At 51.9% G+C, this 20,645-nt stretch carries 21 protein-coding genes, 1 pseudogene and 1 riboswitch; of the genes and pseudogenes, 18 read left to right on the top strand and 4 right to left on the bottom strand.

All coding sequences use genetic code 11. The features are described from left to right. Positions 1 to 197 precede the first annotated feature (197 nt). The 11 genes and pseudogenes from C8R14_RS00215 to C8R14_RS13410 all read left to right on the top strand — a co-directional run bounded on the left by C8R14_RS00215 (position 198) and on the right by C8R14_RS13410 (position 10,460). Positions 198 to 536: a TlpA family protein disulfide reductase gene (locus C8R14_RS00215; protein WP_146208354.1), complete on the top strand. Its 339-nt coding sequence runs from the start codon at positions 198 to 200 to the stop codon at positions 534 to 536. Between the two features lie 43 nt (positions 537 to 579). Further along, the gene (locus tag C8R14_RS00210; RefSeq protein WP_011633188.1) at positions 580 to 1,326 is read left to right on the top strand and encodes a cytochrome c biogenesis CcdA family protein; all 747 of its coding nucleotides are present in this window, start codon (positions 580 to 582) and stop codon (positions 1,324 to 1,326) included. Between the two features lie 147 nt (positions 1,327 to 1,473). Then, a complete protein-coding gene (locus tag C8R14_RS00205; RefSeq protein WP_011633187.1) occupies positions 1,474 to 1,962 on the top strand; it encodes a hypothetical protein in 489 nt (162 codons plus the stop codon). Between the two features lie 48 nt (positions 1,963 to 2,010). Continuing rightward, positions 2,011 to 4,275 carry a DUF3141 domain-containing protein gene (locus C8R14_RS00200; RefSeq protein WP_011633186.1) on the top strand — a complete coding sequence of 755 codons (2,265 nt, stop codon included), beginning with the start codon at positions 2,011 to 2,013 and terminating at the stop codon, positions 4,273 to 4,275. A gap of 50 nt (positions 4,276 to 4,325) precedes the next feature. Then, the gene (locus tag C8R14_RS00195) at positions 4,326 to 4,805 is read left to right on the top strand and encodes a c-type cytochrome (protein WP_011633185.1); all 480 of its coding nucleotides are present in this window, start codon (positions 4,326 to 4,328) and stop codon (positions 4,803 to 4,805) included. 61 nt (positions 4,806 to 4,866) lie between these two features. Then, complete coding sequence (locus C8R14_RS00190; protein ID WP_011633184.1) at positions 4,867 to 5,283, top strand: DUF411 domain-containing protein; 417 nt, start codon at positions 4,867 to 4,869, stop codon at positions 5,281 to 5,283. Between the two features lie 103 nt (positions 5,284 to 5,386). Beyond that, entirely contained in the window at positions 5,387 to 7,723 is a 2,337-nt protein-coding gene (locus C8R14_RS00185) for a heavy metal translocating P-type ATPase (protein WP_011633183.1), read from the top strand. Between the two features lie 443 nt (positions 7,724 to 8,166). Then, positions 8,167 to 8,853 carry a multicopper oxidase domain-containing protein gene (locus C8R14_RS00175; RefSeq protein ID WP_011633182.1) on the top strand — a complete coding sequence of 229 codons (687 nt, stop codon included), beginning with the start codon at positions 8,167 to 8,169 and terminating at the stop codon, positions 8,851 to 8,853. Positions 8,854 to 9,226: 373 nt separating this feature from the next. Then, positions 9,227 to 9,526, top strand: coding sequence for a DUF4148 domain-containing protein (locus C8R14_RS00170; protein WP_082211232.1), 300 nt, complete (start codon positions 9,227 to 9,229; stop codon positions 9,524 to 9,526). Positions 9,527 to 9,765: 239 nt separating this feature from the next. Continuing rightward, positions 9,766 to 9,975: pseudogene (locus C8R14_RS14500) on the top strand (cytochrome c biogenesis protein CcdA); the annotation flags it as partial. Between the two features lie 329 nt (positions 9,976 to 10,304). Then, positions 10,305 to 10,460 carry a hypothetical protein gene (locus C8R14_RS13410; protein ID WP_166484977.1) on the top strand — a complete coding sequence of 52 codons (156 nt, stop codon included), beginning with the start codon at positions 10,305 to 10,307 and terminating at the stop codon, positions 10,458 to 10,460. 117 nt (positions 10,461 to 10,577) lie between these two features. On the opposite strand, the gene C8R14_RS00155 is transcribed toward C8R14_RS13410, so the two are convergent. Further along, positions 10,578 to 10,853 carry a metal/formaldehyde-sensitive transcriptional repressor gene (locus C8R14_RS00155; RefSeq protein WP_041353617.1) on the bottom strand — a complete coding sequence of 92 codons (276 nt, stop codon included), beginning with the start codon at positions 10,851 to 10,853 and terminating at the stop codon, positions 10,578 to 10,580. A 66-nt stretch (positions 10,854 to 10,919) separates the two neighbouring features. Between C8R14_RS00155 and dmeF the strand changes: the two genes are divergently transcribed. Then, positions 10,920 to 11,852, top strand: coding sequence for a CDF family Co(II)/Ni(II) efflux transporter DmeF (gene dmeF, locus C8R14_RS00150; protein WP_011633178.1), 933 nt, complete (start codon positions 10,920 to 10,922; stop codon positions 11,850 to 11,852). 43 nt (positions 11,853 to 11,895) lie between these two features. On the opposite strand, the gene mntP is transcribed toward dmeF, so the two are convergent. After that, a complete protein-coding gene (gene mntP / locus C8R14_RS00145; protein ID WP_258332273.1) occupies positions 11,896 to 12,486 on the bottom strand; it encodes a manganese efflux pump MntP in 591 nt (196 codons plus the stop codon). Positions 12,487 to 12,510: 24 nt separating this feature from the next. Next, a riboswitch (yybP-ykoY riboswitch) is annotated at positions 12,511 to 12,638 on the bottom strand. A 347-nt stretch (positions 12,639 to 12,985) separates the two neighbouring features. On the opposite strand from mntP, the gene C8R14_RS00140 reads away from it, so the two are divergent. The 3 genes from C8R14_RS00140 (at position 12,986) to C8R14_RS00130 (ending at position 16,313) form a co-directional block, all read left to right on the top strand. Continuing rightward, entirely contained in the window at positions 12,986 to 13,987 is a 1,002-nt protein-coding gene (locus tag C8R14_RS00140; protein ID WP_219997556.1) for a glycosyltransferase family 2 protein, read from the top strand. Positions 13,988 to 14,289: 302 nt separating this feature from the next. Beyond that, positions 14,290 to 14,985 (top strand): heavy metal response regulator transcription factor, encoded by a 696-nt coding sequence (locus tag C8R14_RS00135; RefSeq protein ID WP_011633175.1) that lies wholly within the window; start codon positions 14,290 to 14,292, stop codon positions 14,983 to 14,985. Then, a complete protein-coding gene (locus C8R14_RS00130; RefSeq protein ID WP_011633174.1) occupies positions 14,979 to 16,313 on the top strand; it encodes a heavy metal sensor histidine kinase in 1,335 nt (444 codons plus the stop codon). Before C8R14_RS00135 ends, C8R14_RS00130 begins: the two co-directional genes overlap by 7 nt. 142 nt (positions 16,314 to 16,455) lie before the next feature. Here the strand turns inward: C8R14_RS00130 and C8R14_RS00125 are convergent, their stop codons facing one another. Further along, positions 16,456 to 16,740, bottom strand: a complete 285-nt coding sequence (locus C8R14_RS00125; protein ID WP_011633173.1) for a DUF4148 domain-containing protein — start codon at positions 16,738 to 16,740, stop codon at positions 16,456 to 16,458. 1,085 nt (positions 16,741 to 17,825) lie between these two features. Between C8R14_RS00125 and C8R14_RS00120 the strand changes: the two genes are divergently transcribed. From C8R14_RS00120 to C8R14_RS13405, 3 genes are all read left to right on the top strand, one after another. Continuing rightward, positions 17,826 to 18,977, top strand: coding sequence for a glycosyltransferase (locus C8R14_RS00120; RefSeq protein WP_041353389.1), 1,152 nt, complete (start codon positions 17,826 to 17,828; stop codon positions 18,975 to 18,977). A gap of 440 nt (positions 18,978 to 19,417) precedes the next feature. After that, positions 19,418 to 19,930 carry a cupredoxin domain-containing protein gene (locus C8R14_RS00115; RefSeq protein ID WP_011633171.1) on the top strand — a complete coding sequence of 171 codons (513 nt, stop codon included), beginning with the start codon at positions 19,418 to 19,420 and terminating at the stop codon, positions 19,928 to 19,930. Positions 19,931 to 19,944: 14 nt separating this feature from the next. Beyond that, positions 19,945 to 20,097, top strand: coding sequence for a hypothetical protein (locus C8R14_RS13405; protein ID WP_166484976.1), 153 nt, complete (start codon positions 19,945 to 19,947; stop codon positions 20,095 to 20,097). 129 nt (positions 20,098 to 20,226) lie between these two features. On the opposite strand, the gene C8R14_RS13660 is transcribed toward C8R14_RS13405, so the two are convergent. Further along, positions 20,227 to 20,565 (bottom strand): DUF305 domain-containing protein, encoded by a 339-nt coding sequence (locus tag C8R14_RS13660; protein ID WP_049753071.1) that lies wholly within the window; start codon positions 20,563 to 20,565, stop codon positions 20,227 to 20,229. Positions 20,566 to 20,645: the final 80 nt, after the last annotated feature.

Here is a 20,645-nt window from a genome sequence, read left to right as displayed (position 1 = left end):
TACCAACGTAATAATGCCTCGAAAAGCCTTCTTAGTGGCGTAGTTAATGTGTCGGTGGACATAGGAGGGCAGCGCTTCATGCGCTGGCATACTCCACGCGAACTGCCTTTGATCTCCTTTCAGGATGAGACGGGTAAGACGGTAACTTTGGCCGATTTTCACGGGCGTGTCATATTGCTGAATCTATGGGCGACCTGGTGTCCCCGTGTCGAGAGGAGATGCCATCGTTGGACCGGTTAAATGCCAAGCGTGGCGGTCCAGACTTTGAAGTCGTTGCCCTGTCGATTGATCGGGATCCCGATTTGATCAAACCGTTCTATCAGGATTTTGGCATTCGAACGTTAAAGCATTACGTTGACCCGACGACAAGGGTTTCAGACACGCTGCGTGCGCCGGGCGTGCCAACAACTCTACTAATTGACCGAGAGGGCCGAGAAATCGGCCGGGCGATGGGGCCCGCCGCCTGGGATGGCCCGCAAGTCGAAGCCCTAATTGATGGCGCACTGCTGCGCCCCTCTATTCGAGATTCAAAGTGATGAGATATAAGAATAAAGCAGACTACCTACTGGGAATGATGCGATGCTTGAATTAACTGTCATTGGGCTATTAACGGCGTTTTTCGCCGGTATTGCTTCCTTCCTATCGCCCTGTGTTTTACCGCTCGTGCCAGGTTACCTCTCCTATATTGCGGGCGATTCGGTTCAGTCCAGTGCCTCTCATATCGAAGCACGTGTGGCTCGCTGGCGAGCATTGGGCCTTAGTGCGTGTTTCGTTGCTGGCTTCTCCATGGTGTTCCTGATTTTAGGAGCCAGCATTACTGTAATCGGGCGTTTGTTTTTATCGTATCGCTACGAACTGAATATTGCCGCGGGCGGCGTTATTGTCGTCGCTGGCCTGATGGTTATGGGCGTTATACGTGCCCCGCTATGGATGCAACGTTACTACCGCTTTGAACCGCAGGGCGGCGGCGGTAAGCCTTGGTCGGCGACCGTGCTTGGTATGGCGTTCGGCTTCGGTTGGACGCCATGTATTGGTCCCGTGCTTGGCGGTATTTTGATACTCGGCGCCACGTCTGAGAGTCTCGGGCAGGGAATATTGCTTTTGGGTATTTACGCACTGGGCTTAGGTGTGCCGTTCTTGCTTTCCGCGTACTTCATGACGCCGTTTATGCGTCGAATAGGTTCATTGCGCCGAACGGGTCGCTACCTTCAGATAATCACCGGCGCGATTCTGGTGCTGATGGGTATTGCGGTAGCAAGTGGGCAGTTGGTGCGTTTTGCGATTTGGTTACTGAGGACGTTTCCTGCGCTTGGGGCAATTGGGTAGTTGCGTGGTTTTGCGCGTAATAAATAAGCGAAGAGGGACACCACATGACATCTTTGTAATGACGGCGTCATCTTCGTGACAGACCGCTATCAGTATAGTGAATTCAGTAATCGAACCATCAACTGATCACGTATAGGAATCATCGCCATGACCATGAGTAAGTTCCGTTTAGTTGTTTCTTCCATTATCTTAAGTTCGGCTAGCGCTCTAGCCGTGGCTCAAACCGCAGACGAACACAATGCCCACCACCCTGAGCCGGCCACGACGGGCGAGACGTCAACAACTGCTCAAACACCTGTGGATCCGGCTTTGTTAGAGAAGCAAATGAATGACCACATGCAGACGATGCATGCTTTTCATGAAAAACTTCAAAAGACAAGCCCTGATGAACGACAAGCACTGATGTCCGAGCACCATGAGTTAATGCAGGAAGGCATGAAAATGATGGGAATGGCTTCTGGTGGAATGCAAAGTATGGGAATGATGGGTGGTATGCATTCCCAAGCAGCTAAAAACCATTCCACAGAAGCATCAACGGCACATCACACGATGATGCTAAAGCGCATGGACATGATGCAGTCGATGATGCAAATGATGATGGATCGTATGCCTGCACCGAATAGTCCAAATAAATAAGCTAGCCTTCTTAAGGACCATAACCTGACCACCGAGGGATAAATCGACGTGATTACCAAGAAATCGTACCGATCGCACGAAACAGTCCGCCCTGAAGCAGCTGAAGAAGGCGGTACAGCTGACTCACCGGCAAACTCTTTTGGATTTTTTCCAGCAACTGGACTGCCTCAGGTGCACGCGATAACGGAGTACGCAGTCGATACGTGGCAGCGAAGTGTTCTCTACGCGGATGTGATGCGCCAACGCGGAAACCAGTATCAAGCGCACCTTACCGAAGAGGTTCCAAATGTTTTGGACTTTCCGTCAGAGGTGATCCTGTCCGGTCAGGACTTGCCTCGTCCTGTGAACTATTGGTTGGTCCGAATCGTACCGCCCAAAGATAAGCCGACCGACAACATGAAGCGACCATTCGTGGTGATAGACCCACGCGCCGGTCACGGACCCGGCATTGGTGGCTTCAAGGTCGACAGTGAAATCGGTGTGGTGATCGATGCCGGACATCCCTGCTATTTCATCGGTTTCTTACCTGACCCGGTGCCTGAACAGACTATTGAGGACGTGATGCACGCTCAAGCGGCTTTTATGGAAAAGGTACTTGCGCTACATCCGTGTCGAGAAGGCAAGCCCGCCGTCATCGGAAACTGTCAGGCAGGATGGCAGATTTTAATGACGGCGGCAATGCGACCGGAATTGTTTGGTCCGATCATAGTGGCTGGTGCACCACTATCCTATTGGGCAGGCTGGCGTGGGCGCGACCCCATGCGCTATACCGCAGGACTGCTGGGCGGAAGCTGGTTGACGGCCTTGACCAGTGATATTGGTGGTGGACGGTTCGACGGCGCCTGGTTGGTACAGAATTTTGAAAATCTTAATCCCGCCAATACGCTATGGAACAAGCAATATCACCTGTACTCGAACATCGACACCGAGGCCCAGCGCTACTTGGGGTTTGAAAAGTACTGGGGCGGATATGTTTTCCTTAATGATGTGGAAATGCAATACATCGTCGATAACCTGTTTATCGGTAATCGCCTTGCCACGGCCGAACTGATCACTTCCGATGGTGAGCGCATAGACCTGCGCAACATTCGCTCGCCGATTGTGGTGTTCTGCTCCTATGGCGATAACATTACGCCGCCTCCACAGGCGTTGGGCTGGATTACTGATTTATATGGTGATGACGAAGATGTATTAACGCACGACCAAACCATTGTTTATGCTACCCACGATAGCGTCGGCCATTTGGGAATCTTCGTCTCGGGGGCTGTCAGTCGAAAAGAGCATCATAAGTTCACCACTAACATTGACTTGATCGACGTGTTGCCAGCAGGCACCTACCGCGCAACGATTGCGGGAGACGCACCAAAAAATAGTGGACCGTCAATTGGCAATTATGAATTATCGATAGAACCTACGCGTATGGTCGATTTGCGTGACATTGTGCAGCCCGATCCTGAGAGTGATCGTCGCTTTGCCGCAGTGGCGCAATTATCCAAGACCAACCTTGCTCTGTACCGTCAGTTTGTGCAGCCTTGGGTGCGTCAAGCGGTGACGCCGCAGACGGCGCATTGGGTACAAACCATGCATCCGTTGAGACTTTCTTACGAATGGTGGTCCGATCACAATCCATTGGCACCGTTGGTAGCCGATACTGCAAAGAAAATCCGCGAGCAACGAGCCCCCATTTCTGAGGACAATCCTTTTCTGCAATTCCAGGGGATTTGGTCGGATGCCATCGTAAAGACGTTGAATCTCTGGCGAGACGCTCGCGACGACGCCTGCGAAAAGGCTTTTGAATGGACGTACAGCTCACCTTGGGTACAGGCGCTCGCCGGACAATCGGGCGATGATGAACCCATGCGCCAGCGACCCAGCGTTACACCTGAACACCGCGCCTTTGTGGCGCAGGAAATCGAGGAGCTTCGCGATGCGGTAACCGAAGGTGGTGCCATTGAGGCAGGCATTCGAGCCGTATTCTATATTCACCGCTTCTGCAGTTCGATTGACGAACGGCGTGCCAACCTGACACTTGAACTGCATCAGCCTAACTGTGATCGTGGTTTTGATATGGACTCTTTCCGAGCGATCGTACGTCGACAAGCCAACATCATGCGTCTTGACACCGACGCAGCAATCACCGCCTTGCCGCAATTGCTCGCGCATGAGGAGCCGGGGCGTATTCGCGAAGTTGCGCGAACGCTAGAGCGCTTGCGCAGCATAGGGCCGCTTTCGACTGCCGAAGAAACGAGCCTCACGCAAATGCTGGATGTCTTTGAGGTTGCTGCGACGGCTCAAGACACTGTTTTATCCTAAGCACTTACTACCTACCATGTGGCACTGTCCGAATAAACAAGCGCATTGATATGGCAAAGAAAAAATTAAGCTTTGGGGTACTCGGTGTCATCATCATTGGTGCCGGGGCCGCCCTTTACAGCACGATGCAAGAATCCGGTCCTGCATTCATTGATCCTGCGGACACGAATCTTGTAATGCAGGGCAAGGCCATCTACGCAAATAACTGCGCATCATGTCACGGCGAATCATTAGAAGGACAGCCAGACTGGCGACAACGATTGCCCAGCGGCAGGTTGCCTGCACCACCACACGATAAGTCTGGCCATACTTGGCATCACCCTGACGCCATGTTGGTCGACATGGTCAAAAATGGGCTCGTTCCGGGGAAAACCGCCCCGCCACGTTACGAAAGTGATATGCCCGCTTATGGTGAGGTCTTGACCGATGAAGAGATTGTGGCGGTCATTACTTATATAAAAGGTAGTTGGCCTCCAAAGGTATTGCAGGCGCAAAAGGAAGCCACGCTGCAGTATCAGCGTCAGAAATGAGAAGTCCGTTTGACGGCTCTCCTATTAAAAATTCGAGCACTATTTTTTTGGAGTTGATGTAATGAAATTATGGCTAGCAGCGATCGCGATGACGGCCGCCTCTTCTTTTGTACATGCCGCCGACAAAGCCATGACGGTGTATCAGGATCCCAACTGTGGATGCTGTGGCGCGTGGGTCGAGCACATGCAAGATGCTGGTTTCGAGGTGACAACAATCAAGACCACCGACATCGTATCAGTTAAGAAGAAGTTGGGCGTACCCATGGAACTAAGCTCGTGCCATACGGGTGTGCTGGCAAGTACAGGACAGCTTGTTGAAGGACACGTACCAGCCAATGTGGTGCATAAGCTTATTGCCGATGCTTCGATAAAGGGCGTTTCTGCTCCAGGCATGCCGCTGAATGCACCGGGAATGGGTGCGCTTAACGGCAATTTGGTCACTGTCGATTTTAACGGTAAGCCATTTTCTCGCGATTAATAGTTGTCTTTTGTATTCGCCCCAAGCGCAAAAATGTCCATGCTTACGCTGGTCGGCACTCGCTGTCCTCTGGTAATCCTCTCCTGGAAAGGTTTTTATAGTCATGACACAGAATAAGATTGAACACTCCCACCGTCATCATGTAGAGCAGTCGAACTCTGGTTCACAACTTACCGATCCGGTGTGCGGCATGAACGTAACCGAAGACTCTCCTAATCAGTTGGAACGAGAAGGAGAAACCTTCTATTTCTGCAGCACAAAGTGCCTGGAAACGTTTAAACATAATCCAGAAAAATTCACTGGAGTACAAGGTACGGGCCCTGACGCTGTCGAAGAAGCGGCTCCTGGAACAATTTACACCTGTCCGATGCACCCAGAGATTCGCCAGGATCATCCGGGTAGCTGTCCTAAATGTGGTATGGCACTTGAACCGTTGATGCCAACGCTGGATGATGACAACCCGGAGCTCAAAGATTTCTCGCGACGGTTTTGGTGGACGCTGCCTTTTACCGTCGTCGTCACCGTCCTTGCCATGTTCGGCCCCCAGCTTGGCTGGTTCGATATAAGAACACAAACATGGATCGAGCTCGTATTATCGATTCCGGTCGTACTATGGGCGGGTCAACCTTTCTTCGTCCGTGGCTGGCAATCGATTATTAATCGCAGTCCTAATATGTGGACCCTTATCGGCTTGGGTACAGGCGCGGCATTTATCTATAGCACGCTTGCGACAGTAGCCCCTGGCCTATTTCCCGACACGTTTATGTCTATGGGGCGCGTGGATGTCTACTTCGAAGCAGCAGTGGTCATCATTTCGCTGACGCTACTCGGCCAAGTCCTTGAGTTGCGTGCGCGCTCCGAAACGTCTGCCGCGATCCGCTCCTTGCTCGGTCTGGCACCCAAGACGGCCCGCCGTATTAACGCCGACGGAACAGAAGAGGATGTCCCGCTGACACATGTCCATGAAGGTGATCGTTTGCGCATACGACCTGGGGAAAAAGTACCGGTTGATGGCGTCGTGGAAGAAGGCTCCAGTTCATTGGATGAGTCTATGCTAACGGGGGAGCCTCTACCCGTCAGCAAGGGTCCTGGTGATAAAGTTATAGGCGCGACCATGAATACGTCTGGCGCACTGGTGATGCGTGCCGAAAAAGTGGGCTCAGCAACAGTATTGTCGCAAATCGTTCAGCTCGTGGCGCAAGCACAGCGCTCGCGTGCGCCGATGCAGCGCATGGCGGATCTGGTAGCGGGTTATTTCGTCATGGCCGTTGTTGCCATTGCGATCGTCACCGTGTTCGTCTGGGGATTTTGGGGGCCGCAGCCAAGCTGGGTCTATGGACTGATCAACGCCGTAGCCGTGCTAATCATCGCATGTCCTTGTGCGTTGGGGCTGGCTACACCAATGTCCGTCATGGTCGCAACGGGCCGTGGTGCCACCCAGGGCGTACTATTTCGCGACGCAGCGGCAATAGAAAATTTGCGTAAAGTCGATACACTTATTGTCGACAAAACCGGTACGTTGACAGAGGGCCGTCCTGCCTTTGATCAAGCCGTCTCCGCTGGCAGCCTAGAGGACAGTGAAGTACTGCGCTTTGCTGCGAGTCTGGACCAAGGCAGTGAACATCCCCTGGCTGATGCTATTGTCAGCGCAGCGCGTGAACAAGAATTGGCTCTCAGTTCCGTAGATAACTTCGAATCAGGCAGTGGTATAGGGGTTCGCGGTCAAGTTGATGGTAAGTTCCTGGTGTTGGGCAATACAGCGCTCATGCAGCAAGAAAACGTTGATGTAGCCGAGATGACCGATACAGCAGAAAACTTCCGCACGCAGGGAGCTAGTGTGATGTATCTAGCCATTGATGGTCAGTTGGCAGGCTTGTTGGCCGTCTCTGACCCCATCAAGCAAAGTACGCCCGAAGCGATGCAGATGTTGAAGGATGCAGGAATCCGCGTCATCATGGCCACCGGTGATGGGGTAACGACCGCGAAGGCCGTCGCAGAACGCCTGGGTATTGAAGAAGTTTTTGGTGAAGTCAAACCCGCCGATAAGCTTGACCTGGTCAGTAAGCTTCAAGCGCAAGGGCGCATTGTTGCGATGGCGGGTGACGGTATCAACGATGCACCTGCTTTGGCGAAAGCTGATGTTGGTATTGCAATGGGGACCGGAACTGATGTCGCCATGAGTAGTGCGCAAGTGACGCTGGTTAAAGGCGACTTGCGCGGTATCTCCACGGCCCAGAACTTATCTAACAAAACGGTTGCCAATATGAAACAAAACCTGGGCTTTGCATTCATATACAACGCGCTGGGCGTGCCGCTGGCGGCGGGTATGCTGTACCCGTTTATGGGGCTTTTGCTCTCGCCCATGTTCGCTGCATTGGCCATGAGTTTAAGTTCCGCGTCAGTAGTTTTTAATGCACTACGCCTTCGCAACTCAGTTTAAAAAGTTAAGGCTTGATCGCCACGGTTGTCGTGAGATCGAGCATCAGCATGATCGGCCGAGCACACGGCCCTCATGCGATTTTCGTTCGGATACATGAACTCCAAAACAGCTCAGGTTTTCTTCCCCACCTCTGTGGGTCATCTTGCAACCGATATTGACAATTCGCCAGCCGTCGACATCGGACAGCATCACGTCTAGGATGATGTGGAGATAGGGCTCGGCCAGTGCCAACTATCATGCAGAGTCGAGCGACGGGCGCATCCAGCAAGTTACGCCCGCTGGACATTGCCATCTCCTGAATTGTCCATTTGGCATCCAGACGCTGAGTTGCAAAAAGCGAAACCGAGTATCGCGACACTATGGCGGATGGTATGGCAGGCATGAACCTGAATAGGACCATGGCCGGTGGAAACGCGATGATGGGCGCGTAGGATATGCCTAGCATGAAGATGGATCAGAACGATATCGAGTTCGACGCGTGTCTCGCTAATGACCGCGCCCTCGACGATCTAGAAATCATCCGAGTCGCCCAAGGTGGGAAAATTCGCTTGTGCATTGTCAATGGCGCTACTTCGACCAATTTTCATTTCGATCTTGGTTCATTGCAATGCACGATTGACGGCAATTTGGTAAAACCATTGACAGGACACCGCTTCGGTTTGGCTATGGCCCAACGTATCGACACCGTGGTCGATCTGCTGAAAAACGCCGGCGCTTGGCCTATCCTGGCGATGCAGGAAGGAGCCGGGCAGCAAGCAGATATTATCCTTGCTACTGTTGGGGTAAAAAACGTCGGCAAGCTGGCGAATATGGCGGACACGATGGCCGGCCCTCTGACCTTCGACTTGGAAATGCAATTATCTGCGCTTACCGCATTGGAGTTTCGTCCGGATGGCACCCACTCCGCGTTGAGATTGAAAGGTTCCATGGCACCAAATAGCTGGGGTATCAACGGAAAAGGTTGGAACAACCGGGATGCCGTGAAGATCAGGAAAGGACAACGCATATTGATCACTTTTCAGAATACAACGATGATGGCACACCCTTTGCACTTGCATGGCCATGCTTTCCAGGTTGTCGCGCTAAATAGCAAAGCATTTGCTTTAGGGTTTGGAAGGTTGAGATTCTGAGGGATTACTCTAGCGGTGATTTTCAAACTAACACTTCGGTGTTCGTGTTGAGAAGCATTTAATTAGCCTTGAGGATCAGTGGACCTCCAGTGCCTCTCGAAAATGAACTTTACCCCGTGATTTAATCGGCCAAAAAATGACATGCGCCGTGAGTAGTAGGAGGGCCGGCGAGCGTTACCTCTACCATATAAAAAAAAGTGACAAAAAGCTAACTGCCCTCATAAAGCTTACAGAAATGTAATCCAGGTGCTGGAGGTTTGTCCTTATGGCTAAAGTAAAATATCCACGGGCTTTCAACCAACTGGTTCAAGGTGAATTGAGTTAGTTCGATGAGCAACGATGCGATGAGATTCGAGTGTTTGGAGCAAGAATTATGCCTATGTCAAAAATTCTTTTGGTAACGGCTGTCCTACTCAGTGCAGCCGCGACCACAGCGTGTACATCACAGATACGTCAGTCAGTGGACTCTGGCGTCTACGGAGAATCCAAAACACGCGCAGAGGTTCAGGCTGATCTAGTGCTCTGGAAACGCGCGGGGCTGGATAAGTTCTGGCGGGGTCGCGGCTCCCCGGATACTTTTAGGCCCCAATATAAAGCTGCCTATGCAGAATATGTCCGTTTGCGTTCGGGGCCTGAATATCAACTAGAAGTGCAACGACAGTCTGCGAAGTAAGTACAGTTGATAAAATCTTTCTTAGCAAGAGGATGCCATTGATCACTTGGCTTGCTCAGCTCATCTTCGGCATAAATTCATCGACGTCAGACGCATACAACCTAAGGGAAAACGGAGCCGCAACGACCGAGCCATCGACTACTTTGTCCGTCTGTACCGGATTGAGCGAAGTTAAAGACCTGCGCGATGTGGGGCTCGCTCGTCAATATGCAGCGCTGATGGTGGTGGCCCAGTGTTAGCTGGACGGCTTGAATTATTACGAATCCAACCTGCGCATTGGGGAGTATTACACCGACACGGCGCGCTTCACCGATCACGTTTTCGCGCTAATGCACCTGCTCGGATACGCTTTTCTCGGGATGGGTGTTCCGCTTCTGATCTTTGGCACCACAGCGGGTGCACTTTTGCTTAAGGCTGGACGTTGGGTGACGTCAGTGCGAATCTTTTGAGATGTCATGATGCTGGCTGTGGCCATCTTCCTGATTTTCCCGGTTATACCTTCCTTCGTCCATATGAGTTTATAGGCCGTCTTGCTCATTATTTCTGCGATCTGCTTGAAGGTACAGGATCCGCTGCCTGATGGCTCACTCGGGTTTGCGTATTTAGGTAAAGAGGAATCGGGTATTACACTAATTTCGGGTATTGCTTTCCTCGTTGGCGTGTTGTCAGGAGGCTGTGATGTGCTGAAGCCTCTGAACGGTCTTAGGGGGCCAAGTGTTGCAACCACGCAAAATATCGGCTCGCCCGAGCTGCAGTTTAAGAAAGTTAGGGGCCTTTCATGTTTACAGGCTCACAGGTAAGAAAGCGCCTCAAAGACGCCGTGCTGCCCAAGACCGATGTGATCGCAAACAATGCCGACGATCAGGCACTGCTCAAACGTTTTGGGCTTTTTGGATCGTCTGGCATCGTCTTCTACGACAGGCAGGCCGCATAGATCGACTTCCAGGTCGCTGGGTTTCCAGCACTCGAGAAGCTTTTGCGCTATTTAGATTCGGTCGTGCCAAGTCAGTGAGGTCGAGAACCAGACGCGTAGTTAAGTCAGCCCGAGGCTTTACTTCAGGTAGGATCGCAGCACTTCAGCCAACTGGTTGACCTCTTGTTCGCGCTCTGCAAGTGATAAGTTTTCGGCCGCCACGTGCTCGCGAATCTGGCCTTCCAGCACCTCGACCATGAGGCCATGTACCGCTCCGCGGATAGCTGCAATCTGCTGGAGTATCCCAAGACACTCGTTTTCCGCTTCTATAGCGGCCTCCAGGGCAGCCGTCTGACCATGAATTCGCCGCACCCGTGCTAGGAGGCGGCCCTTGCTTTTAACTGTGTGCGCCATTTGAATTTCACCGTAAATAATAGGGTACTGGGGTATAGTATACGTTGACATAAACTAGAGGTCCTCATGATTCACACATCAGCTCATCGTTGGCAGCATTCCCACGTATTTGATCAAGGTAATCCTGTTGCTGAGCGTAGGACTCGCTGGGCTGTATGGCTCACGGCTACCATGATGGTCGCCGAGATAGTGGGCGGTTGGTGGTACAACTCCATGGCGCTCCTGGCTGACGGTTGGCACATGAGCTCGCACGCTTTAGCGCTTGGGCTCTCTGTCCTTGCATATGCCGCAGCCAGGCGCTACGCCGATGATCGACGTTTCGCCTTTGGAACCTGGAAGATTGAGATCCTAGGTGGATACTCCAGCGCCATCATGTTGTTGGGTGTGGCCGGTTTGATGCTTTTCCAGTCAGTCGAAAGACTCTTTTCTCCCACTGAAATCCACTACAACCAAGCAATTAGCATTGCTGTCGTCGGCTTGCTGGTGAATCTGGCCTGCGCGTGGCTGTTACGAGGAGATCATGGGCACCATCACGCGCATCATGCAGGAGAGGGCACAGCGCACCACCATCACCATGATCTGAACCTGCGTTCAGCGTACCTGCACGTCATTGCCGATGCGGCGACCTCTGTCCTGGCGATAATCGCTTTGCTGGGCGGAAAGCTGTGGGGCGCAGCATGGCTCGATCCTCTTATGGGGATTGTTGGTGCAGCCCTCGTGGCGATGTGGGCAAAAGGCCTATTGCGCGAGACCGGGCGCGTCTTGTTGGACGCGGAAATGGATATCCCGGTGGTAGAGGAAATCCGAGAAGCTTTACGTCAAACCCCGACGGTGCAGATCACCGATCTTCATGTATGGAGGGTTGGCGCAGGAAAGTATGCGTGTATTGTGTCGCTCGCCACGTCAAGCTCGATTACGGCAGACCAGATTCGGCAGCAACTGAGCATTCATGATGAACTTGTCCATGTAACCGTGGAAATAAACAATCTACATACATAAGTATTAGGCGTAGCCGCTCAGCGTCGCCTAATTCATTCGCTTCTTACATGGTGAGGTGCTCATACAGAATGACCGTACCGACACCCATTAGCGCTAACCCGCCAAGAATTTCTGCCCATTTACCGGCCACATTGCCAATCAACCGGCCGACCATGACACCTAGCGTCACCATTAGGAACGTCGCTAAGCCAATGGCCGCAGCCGTTATCAGAATATTGTTATCGATAAATGCCAGACTGACGCCCACGGCCATCGCATCAATGCTGGTGGCGAATCCCGTGGCGGCAAGTAACCAAAACGAGTGACGGATCGCAGGAGTGGCTTCGGGCTCTTCAGCCCGAAGGCCGGCGCGGATCATCAACAGGCCCAGAATCAAGAGGAGAGTGAAAGCGATCCAATGATCCCAATCTGCGACGGAATCAGCTGCGATGGACCCCAGAGCCCATCCAACTAACGGTGTGAGGCCTTCGATTACACCAAAAATAATTCCAGTGCGTAGCGCTTCCGATAGGCGAGGATTGCGAAGGGCGGTGCCTTTGCCGACGGCGGCCGCAAACGCGTCGGTTGACATGGCCAACGCCAGGATCATCGTAGAAAAAAAATTCATGCGGGAGTGGTTCCAGCCGAGCGACACATGGACTTTCCGGTACGGCTCGGCAGCGTACTGGAAAAGTCTATCGTCTCGCCATGCCTTTCGGCCGCTTGCGCCATGGCTTTGGAGCCAAGAATGTTGACGCAACCCTTTCGCGCTAAGTTGAAAGTAGGCTACTCCCCAAAGAGGAAAGTCAATTCTATCACTTGGCAGCAAAGTCCAGGAATGCCCGACGATTTGAACTGAACCGTGAGGTGCAAAGCGTTAGAGTATGAACGGTAAATTCCAACTCGAATAGGGAATCATGGAGTTGGCGATCCGAGACTCCAAAGGCATTGCCAATCGACCGACCAGCTTACGTTCCAGATGGATTACAAAAAGGTAATTGAGCCGTCACTGAACTGACGGTTTTGCTTAATTAGAATTAAAACTATATGGCGAGAACCATGAACGGCTCGTTTCCTACACCAACGCCGCAATTGCGGTGATGAGTTTTATTCGTTACAAAGGATTGTGTTCCATGAACGCGTTGGTCGAGAAAATGGGCCCTGACTTGGATAAGGCTGACATGACGGAGTTGTCGGTGGTGATTCCGTTGTACAACGAGCAGGAGGTGATCACGGTTATGTACGAGCGGCTGACCGCAGTGCTTGCCGAACTGCAGGTTGCTTATGAGCTGGTATTAGTGGATGATGGTAGTCGCGACGGTACGCCCGCTATGATGAGGCGGCTGACCAAAGATGATTCTGCTGTCACAGCTGTATTCCTAAGCAGAAACTTTGGAAAGGAAGCGGCTCTGACAGCAGGTCTAGCGCATGCCGTCGGCGCTGCGGTCGTCATCATGGATGCCGATTTGCAGGATCCTCCAGAGTTAATCCCCCAAATGATGCAAGCCTGGAACGAGGGTGCGGACGTCGTTTGTATGCGCCGCAGCTCAAGAGCAGGCGAAACCTGGTTCAAGCGCCGCAGCGCACATCACTTCTACCGAGTGCTCAATGCTGTCAGCGACGTGGAGATCCCACCCGATACCGGTGATTTTCGCTTGTTAAGCCGCAAGGCTATCTATGCCCTGCAACAGTTGAACGAGCGGAATCGCTACATGAAAGGCTTGTTTGCCTGGATAGGCTTGCCCACGACAGTCATTGAGTATGATCGGATGCCGCGTGTGGCGGGCACTACCAAATGGAACTACGCCAGCCTGTTTAACCTCGCCTTTCAGGGCATTACTTCTTTCTCCACCGCTCCGCTGCGCCTTGTCGTCGCTGGAGGCCTGCTGACGGCATTTCTTGGCATTATTTTCGCCCTGTGGATTGTTGCCAAGACGCTTGTCTTCGGCGACCCAGTGCAAGGTTACCCTTCCCTCATTGCCATGATTACATTTCTTGGTGGTGCCCAATTGCTGTCAATTGGGCTGCTTGGCGAGTACATCGGCAAGACTTATTACGAAACTAAGCAACGTCCCGTGTATTTGGTGCATGAGGTGCTGAAGCGAGGAAGAGTAGTGGACCAAATGACTGCCAGTTCCGAGCGCTCACATGCATAAAATAGTCTCATATAGACCACTTGAACGGTGACGCATTGCGACGAGGCCTAAATATGTCAAAAATGTGATGGTAGCGACCATCCCATTGTTAGTGGCAGTTCACACGCCAAACTACATATGCGGCCGAGATTACGAATTTGTAATGATTGTGTTCGTCTAATGACAGGCTGAATAACGTAACGTATACAGTTGCGAGAATACCGTGCGTTAGGAACGAGCTGCTAGTTACGACAGCAGATGCGGTGTCGCCTCACGCGCCACTGTGCGCTCAGCCCTTATCCCATGGAGGAATCACACCCGCAATGAAAGTTCTTGTGGTCGAAGATGAAAAAAAGCTTGCGGATTACTTACGTCGGGCGTTGACGGAGCATGGCTATGTGGTTGATGTTGCTGGCGACGGCAGGGAAGGTCTATATTTCGCACAGGAAACCCCATACGATCTTATCCTCCTTGATGTAATGTTGCCGGGTATGGATGGTTTTCAATTGTTACGCGAATTGCGCAAAAAGAGTCGTGTGCCAGTGATAATGCTCAGCGCAAGAGACCGGGTTGAAGACCGGGTTAGAGGGTTGGAGGATGGCGCTGATGACTACCTTCCCAAGCCCTTCTCGCTGACCGAGCTCATGGCTCGGATCTTTGCGCTGGCTCGTAGGAACGATCCCGCAAACTTGGCTGAGGCCCACACGAATATCGTTCGCGTAGCCGATCTAGAACTAGATCTTCAGCGCCGACGCGTCTATCGGAACGAGCAACCGATCAGCTTGACTTTGAAAGAGTTCGCTTTGCTCCAGCTGTTCATGCGTAAGTGTGGCCAAGTCTTATCGCGGCAGACTTTAGCGGAACAGGTATGGGATATTAACTTCAACAATAATACTAACGTAGTTGAAGCGGCTGTCCGACGGTTACGCGCAAAAGTGGATGGCCCGTTCGAGAGCAAACTCATACACACCGTGCGCGGTATGGGCTATGTGATTGAGGCTCGGGATCAAGAATGTTGAGTTGCTCAAACTCAATTCGAGGCCGACTTTCACGTTGGCTCGCGATACATACCTTGGTAAGTGTAGGACTGATCTGTACAGCTGTTTATCTTGCTATTAGTTCGAACTTCGCGACCCGCCAGACTGAGCTGTTGGCGGAAAAGAAGAGGGCAATTCAGCATTTAGCGACGGAAAGCGTATCTAAAGATAGCTCGGAATCGTTGCAACATCAGCTCTTGGATTTCTTCCACGGCCATCCAGAGCTTTCGTTAGTCCTGCAGAGTAGCAGTGTGACCAATACGTTTGGAAAGAGACCGTTAAACGCTGAGGCAAAGATGTTTCGACAGCTGACGTTTACGCTGCCGGAACATGCGTTATCGACCGGACCGATCCAGGCGCAACTGAGCATGGACATCACTTCCGACGTTCGCTTTCTCAGGCGCTTGGCATTGGCCCTATTTATTTGCGCAATTTTAGGCGCAGTGCTCGCGTCATTAGGTGCCGCATGGTTGGTTCGCAGGGCCCTGGCCCCGATCGATGCATTGAGTAGCCAGGTCGTAAAGCTGTCTCCGGAGCGGCTTGGCGAGCGGCTTGAAGCGAAGGACTCTGCAGTAGAAATTCGCCCCTTGATTGCCCAGTTCAACGCGTTACTCGAGCGTATCGAGGGTGCCTATGCTCAGATGGAGGAGTTTAATGCCAATCTGGCACATGAGTTAAGGACGCCGTTAGCAACGCTGATTGGTGAAACCGAGCTGGCATTAAGCTCTAAACGCTATGAGCGCTCGCTTGAAGAAATGCTTGTTTCTAACCTGGAAGATCTACACAGAATGGAAAGAGTCATAAGCGACATATTGCTCCTCGCGCGGGCCGATGGCGGTACGAGGATCAAGACAGAACCGACCAACAGTATTGCCATTACCATCCGGGAGGTAATGGATTATCACGAAGCCCAAGCCGAAGAAGCTGATGTGAAATTACTGCTAGTGGGCGACGCCTCAGCCATGATTAGCCGTACGCTTTTTCAACGCGCCGTGTCGAATCTGATATCAAACGCGATCCGGCATGCCGACCCGTTTAGCGACGTGCTGATTGTAGTAGAAACAGCAGGCGAAGAAGTGCGGATCGCAGTTTGTAATCTTGGCACTCCTGTTGAACAAGAGCACCTGGTAAGGTGTTTTGAGCGGTTCGTCAGATTACCGGCAGGGCGAGTGTCTAGCGATCAAGATCATTTTGGGCTGGGGTTAGCAATCGTTGCCGCGATAGCTCGAATGCACAGCGGCAAAACGTTCGCCCGGTCGGTTGATCGATTGGTCACGATGGGATTTACAGTGGCTAGACCAATACATTAGCTTCGGTTTGCGTGTGAGGATATTAAACGCTCCACACATGGATATGACCGGCTGGAACATTGGAAAAAAAACCGCGCACAAATGTAGCCGTGCGCGGTGACTACCGCTATCCCATCGCGGAGAAGAGCGTCGTCAAATCGAACTAAAGTCCCGATTGCCGCTGGACCTCTGCATTATATTCAGGGCCACTACGCAGCCGCACATACTCGGCGTAGGCGGACCTGTATTCACGGCTAAAGGTATCTGGGGTACTCTCGCCAGCCCAGAATTTATCAAGCCCTGCTTTTTTCCACAATTCTAGATCCGCTCGTACCTCCGCACGCGTCTTGGGCTCTCCAAAAACTGAGGTATGCGGCTGTGCGCTGACCGCCATCGCCGTTGTGGCCAGCAGCACTGCTGCGAAAAGTTTCTTTTTCAAGTTGGTCATACGTTTACTCCTAGAATTTACGAACTCATGCGGCTGCGCAATGGCGCGTGATGAAAGTTAAACCGCTTGAATGAATTGTAGGAAATCAGCCTAGTCAGTTTCCGAACACGCGCATTACTTTTTTGTTATCCAACTCGATGCATAATGATGTTTGCCTGAGTGGTTCTGGCAGGCGTACACAGTCCATCTCGTCGAAGAAAATTATTATCGGTAGTTCACTGAATGGTCGCCTTTGCGGCCAAACATGCATGCCTCCATTACGCTCAGGGCGCTTCATCTCACCGATGAACAACGTCGGAACAGTTGATATCAGCGTCACTAGCGAAGCGGCTGCGAACCATTACCAAACCGTACGACCAGTTTGAACTATCGCTTTAGACATGCCTAGTTTCTTCCCCGACATGCCGCCGTTTCGGAAAGAAAAACCACACACCATAGCTGCTATCGAGTCAAGCGTAATCTCCCATCAGCGCGCATGGGGTTCTGCACACTGATGGATATCATGCCAACTTAGACGCTGTGGCACAGGCCGACGCCAATCGACTGAGTCTTTCTACCTTAGCGCTGCGTGACTAAAAACGTGAATTGAACCATGTTCATGGGAGTGGCCGCTATTGAGCTGCCGGAAGTCTGCAGTCTTCAAAGCTGCCTATCTGGATGGGCGCGCTTCTAATGTGCATTGCAAAAATGTAATCCTAGGGTTTGACGTTTGTCACGTCTGTACGCTTACCATTCGCGTCTTGCAGACGAAGAGCTAGCCATGCCCCACAGCTGTGGCTTTGCTAAGAAAGCTTTGATCTCGGCAGTACTTTGGACTGATGCTCCGTTTAAGCAGACGTAGCTTGGTCAAGGCTTAGGTTGTTTTCTGGCGTTGATAAACAGCGAGTCGGCAGTTCTATGTGAATGCGTGAAGGCGTCAAAGTGGAAAGTTGGCTGCAAAGGAAGGCTAGGCGGATTCTCCAAATTCCGGGTCAGAAGCATTTCAAGCTCTAGCAAACATCTCGTGATGTGCTGAGTCATTTCTAAGCGATAGCGACCATTTCGAATATGAAAAAGATATCTTGTTTCACCGCACCGCAGTCATTATGAAGATTCTCTATACCAACTTTCATCGAGGTGACGGCGGAGGACACACTACTTACATTCTCTCGCTTGCGCGGGAACTCAGCAGTGTGCACGAGATCGTTATTGCAGCACCCAGAGGGAGCCGACTTTTCGAATCGGCTGCGGCTTTGCCAGGCGTTCGGACTATGCCGCACGAGTTCAAAGGGGGATTGCTAAAAACGATGCTGGGCATTCGGCGGCTGAGAGCGTCCTTGCGACGTGAGCAATTTGACATTATTCATGTTAACGGCGCGGCAGATCATCGTGCTTGTATGCTCGCGTTGACGGGATCCGGCGCTTGGCGCCCAGTGCTCGTGTATTCCCAACATAGTGACCGCCTGTCTCGAAGCCTCGGAGCGCTAGCTCGTGCAAAGCTTGCTACGGATCATGTCATTTGCGTCTGCGACCATACGCGGAAAAAGTTGGTCGAATCATACTTCAGCGGGTGCCGCCTGCACGTAATCCGAAATGGTGTTGACTTAGACAGGTTTGCTCCCCCATCGCGAGAGGAGCGATGGGCTGCGAAACGTTGCTGGATTCCGACTCACTTGGCGGGGCGGTTAGTCGTAGGTAGCAATGCGGGGACTGCGGAGTACAAGAATTGGCCGGATATGGTCGAAGCCGTCTCCCTTCTTCCTGCTGTGCTACGAAGCCAAATCGTCATCTTGATTGCCGGCGTACTTCCATCAGATGCTCAGCGCGCCAGAGTCGAGGCACTAAACATGCGCAATAGTATCGTTTTTACAGGGCTTTTGGATGATGTCCGCTCATTCTTGGCAGCGTTGGACGTCGGGTTCGTTGTGTCATCAGAAATAGAGACTATTTCGTTTGCATGCCGAGAAATGATGGCTATGGGTATACCTGTGATCGTAAGTGATGCGGGCGGCTTACCAGAGAACGTCGACAATGGACATGATGGTTGGATTGTGCCAATCCAAGATCCGCAGGCGATAGCTTCGGTTCTAACAAAGGTGTTGGAGAGCCCCACGGATCTGGTTTCCATGGGCTTGCGGGCACGACAGAAGGCTGTTCAGGAGTTCTCGATTGGTTCTTTCGTCTCGTCTACGCAGGAGGTGTACCTACGAGGCAAAGTTTCGTCCAGGAAGAGTACTTGGATTGTGCGCCCTGACTGAACGCCAACTGCCTGAACCGCGCGCATGAAACAAATATGTTTATGAACGGTTACCTGCGCAAAAGCGGCCGAATGCATGAAGGCATTGCTTTCATCGAGTTAAACATCCAGCAGTCTGTTATAGATCGTGCTGTTTTGAAACACGGTCATAAACGAACCGCAGACTAAATATGGAGAAGGTCCATGGTAACTCCATATAAACCGCCGACTAGAACAGGAGCTGACATTACTAAATTGTAATCTACAAGTCTGCGGATCGGCAGTTGTACTTCGTTAAAGTGCGATTGATTGCTCAATGCTGTTGCCGTTAAAGCGACTAACTTGAGGCTATGAATCAGGAAGCCTGTTTTGTGGCCGGCTTGAGTTTTCGATTTCGATACTGTTTTTTACTGCGGCAGCTTGAAATGGCTGCCTACCTAAACAAACTCTAGGAGAGTATTCATGATGAAAAAGACCCTTTCTGTTCTGGCTTTGAGTGTGCTTCCAGTCCTCGCATTGGCTGCGGGGAACCATGCAGGGGAACATGGTGCGCCGACGCACGGCATGCCTGGCCACGATATGTCCACGATGTCGAATGCGCCTTCGGCAACTGGCCAGCCGGGCGATGCATCCAAAGTGACACGTACGATTGAGCTGACGATGGACGACACCATGCGATTTACGCCTGATGAAATCAAGGTGAGCGCTGGCGAGACCGTTCGTTTCTTTATCAAAAACACCGGAAAAATTCCTCATGAAATGGTAATCGGGTCCATTGCCGATCTAAAGGCCCATGCGGCCGAAATGCAAAAAATGCCAGGAATGCAGCACGCAGAACCGAATATGATCACATTGGCCCCGGGTAAGATAGGTGGCTTGGTGTGGCAGTTCGACCAAGCGGGCACTGTTGATTTTGCCTGCCTGCTTCCAGGCCACATGGAAGCAGGAATGGTTGGCAAGGTGAAGGTCAGCTGACTTATTGCATTGAAATGTCACAGAAGGAGTTGATCTTCGGGGTGGACGGCGTCGTTATAGTCGGTGCCGTCGCTGTTCTGCAGATGCATGGCGAGATGATGCGCGCCATGGGCGACATTATGATTAAGTATGCCGACAAGCTTGAAGTGCTGTCCTCGCCTCAATAACGAGACTTGAGTTCGACCCAAAGACCTGTCAAGCAAGCTATTTCGATGGCTTTGGATGCGCTGCGAACCATTCATCGAACTTCGCGATTTCTTTTTTCTGGGCTGCGATGATTTCTTTGGCCATCTGTTTCATCTCGGAATCTTGTCTTTTTTCAGCTTTAGCTCGGCCATGTCTACAGCGCCCTGGTGGTGAGCCTGCATCATGGCGGCAAAGTTATAGTCAATATCACCTGAGGGCTTCATAGCATCCATGCTTGTGCGCATTTCCATCATGGAGCCCTGCATATCCATGGGCATGCCGCTCTTGGCCGCCTCCGAATCTGTCACAGGCTGGTTTGGTTGAGTGGCTGGCGTTTGAGCTGGCGCTGAAAACGAGATGACTGCCATGCTCGCTCCCAGCAGCAACGGCAACAGGCGATGTATCGCCCGGGTGCTCGCACGTCGTGTTATTTTCGGTTGAATGTGCATGATCATTCCCGGGAAAGTTAGCCAATGTTGGCGGTACGGTACTTCCCAGCAAGTGTCATGGCGTTAACTGATGCCGACGG

It is taken from the genome of Nitrosomonas eutropha (genome assembly GCF_003201195.1).
In the GTDB taxonomy this organism is placed as follows: domain Bacteria; phylum Pseudomonadota; class Gammaproteobacteria; order Burkholderiales; family Nitrosomonadaceae; genus Nitrosomonas; species Nitrosomonas eutropha.
Note: the sequence above shows the minus strand (reverse complement) of the source record. Positions and strands in the feature narration are given on the sequence as shown.

Excerpts from the sequence above, each read along its gene's own strand:
- C8R14_RS00140 (WP_219997556.1), top strand. The coding sequence starts at position 12,986 with ATGGGCCCTGACTTGGATAAGGCTGACATGACGGAGTTGTCGGTGGTG.
- C8R14_RS00210 (WP_011633188.1), top strand. The coding sequence starts at position 580 with ATGCTTGAATTAACTGTCATTGGGCTATTAACGGCGTTTTTCGCCGGT.
- C8R14_RS00170 (WP_082211232.1), top strand. The coding sequence starts at position 9,227 with ATGCCTATGTCAAAAATTCTTTTGGTAACGGCTGTCCTACTCAGTGCA.
- C8R14_RS00120 (WP_041353389.1), top strand. The coding sequence starts at position 17,826 with ATGAAGATTCTCTATACCAACTTTCATCGAGGTGACGGCGGAGGACAC.
- C8R14_RS00185 (WP_011633183.1), top strand. The coding sequence starts at position 5,387 with ATGACACAGAATAAGATTGAACACTCCCACCGTCATCATGTAGAGCAG.
- C8R14_RS13410 (WP_166484977.1), top strand. The coding sequence starts at position 10,305 with ATGTTTACAGGCTCACAGGTAAGAAAGCGCCTCAAAGACGCCGTGCTG.
- C8R14_RS13405 (WP_166484976.1), top strand. The coding sequence starts at position 19,945 with ATGTCACAGAAGGAGTTGATCTTCGGGGTGGACGGCGTCGTTATAGTC.
- C8R14_RS00195 (WP_011633185.1), top strand. The coding sequence starts at position 4,326 with ATGGCAAAGAAAAAATTAAGCTTTGGGGTACTCGGTGTCATCATCATT.
- C8R14_RS00155 (WP_041353617.1), bottom strand. The coding sequence starts at position 10,853 with ATGGCGCACACAGTTAAAAGCAAGGGCCGCCTCCTAGCACGGGTGCGG.
- dmeF (WP_011633178.1), top strand. The coding sequence starts at position 10,920 with ATGATTCACACATCAGCTCATCGTTGGCAGCATTCCCACGTATTTGAT.
- C8R14_RS00190 (WP_011633184.1), top strand. The coding sequence starts at position 4,867 with ATGAAATTATGGCTAGCAGCGATCGCGATGACGGCCGCCTCTTCTTTT.
- C8R14_RS00175 (WP_011633182.1), top strand. The coding sequence starts at position 8,167 with ATGAAGATGGATCAGAACGATATCGAGTTCGACGCGTGTCTCGCTAAT.
- C8R14_RS13660 (WP_049753071.1), bottom strand. The coding sequence starts at position 20,565 with ATGCACATTCAACCGAAAATAACACGACGTGCGAGCACCCGGGCGATA.
- C8R14_RS00115 (WP_011633171.1), top strand. The coding sequence starts at position 19,418 with ATGATGAAAAAGACCCTTTCTGTTCTGGCTTTGAGTGTGCTTCCAGTC.
- C8R14_RS00125 (WP_011633173.1), bottom strand. The coding sequence starts at position 16,740 with ATGACCAACTTGAAAAAGAAACTTTTCGCAGCAGTGCTGCTGGCCACA.
- C8R14_RS00130 (WP_011633174.1), top strand. The coding sequence starts at position 14,979 with ATGTTGAGTTGCTCAAACTCAATTCGAGGCCGACTTTCACGTTGGCTC.
- C8R14_RS00205 (WP_011633187.1), top strand. The coding sequence starts at position 1,474 with ATGACCATGAGTAAGTTCCGTTTAGTTGTTTCTTCCATTATCTTAAGT.
- C8R14_RS00135 (WP_011633175.1), top strand. The coding sequence starts at position 14,290 with ATGAAAGTTCTTGTGGTCGAAGATGAAAAAAAGCTTGCGGATTACTTA.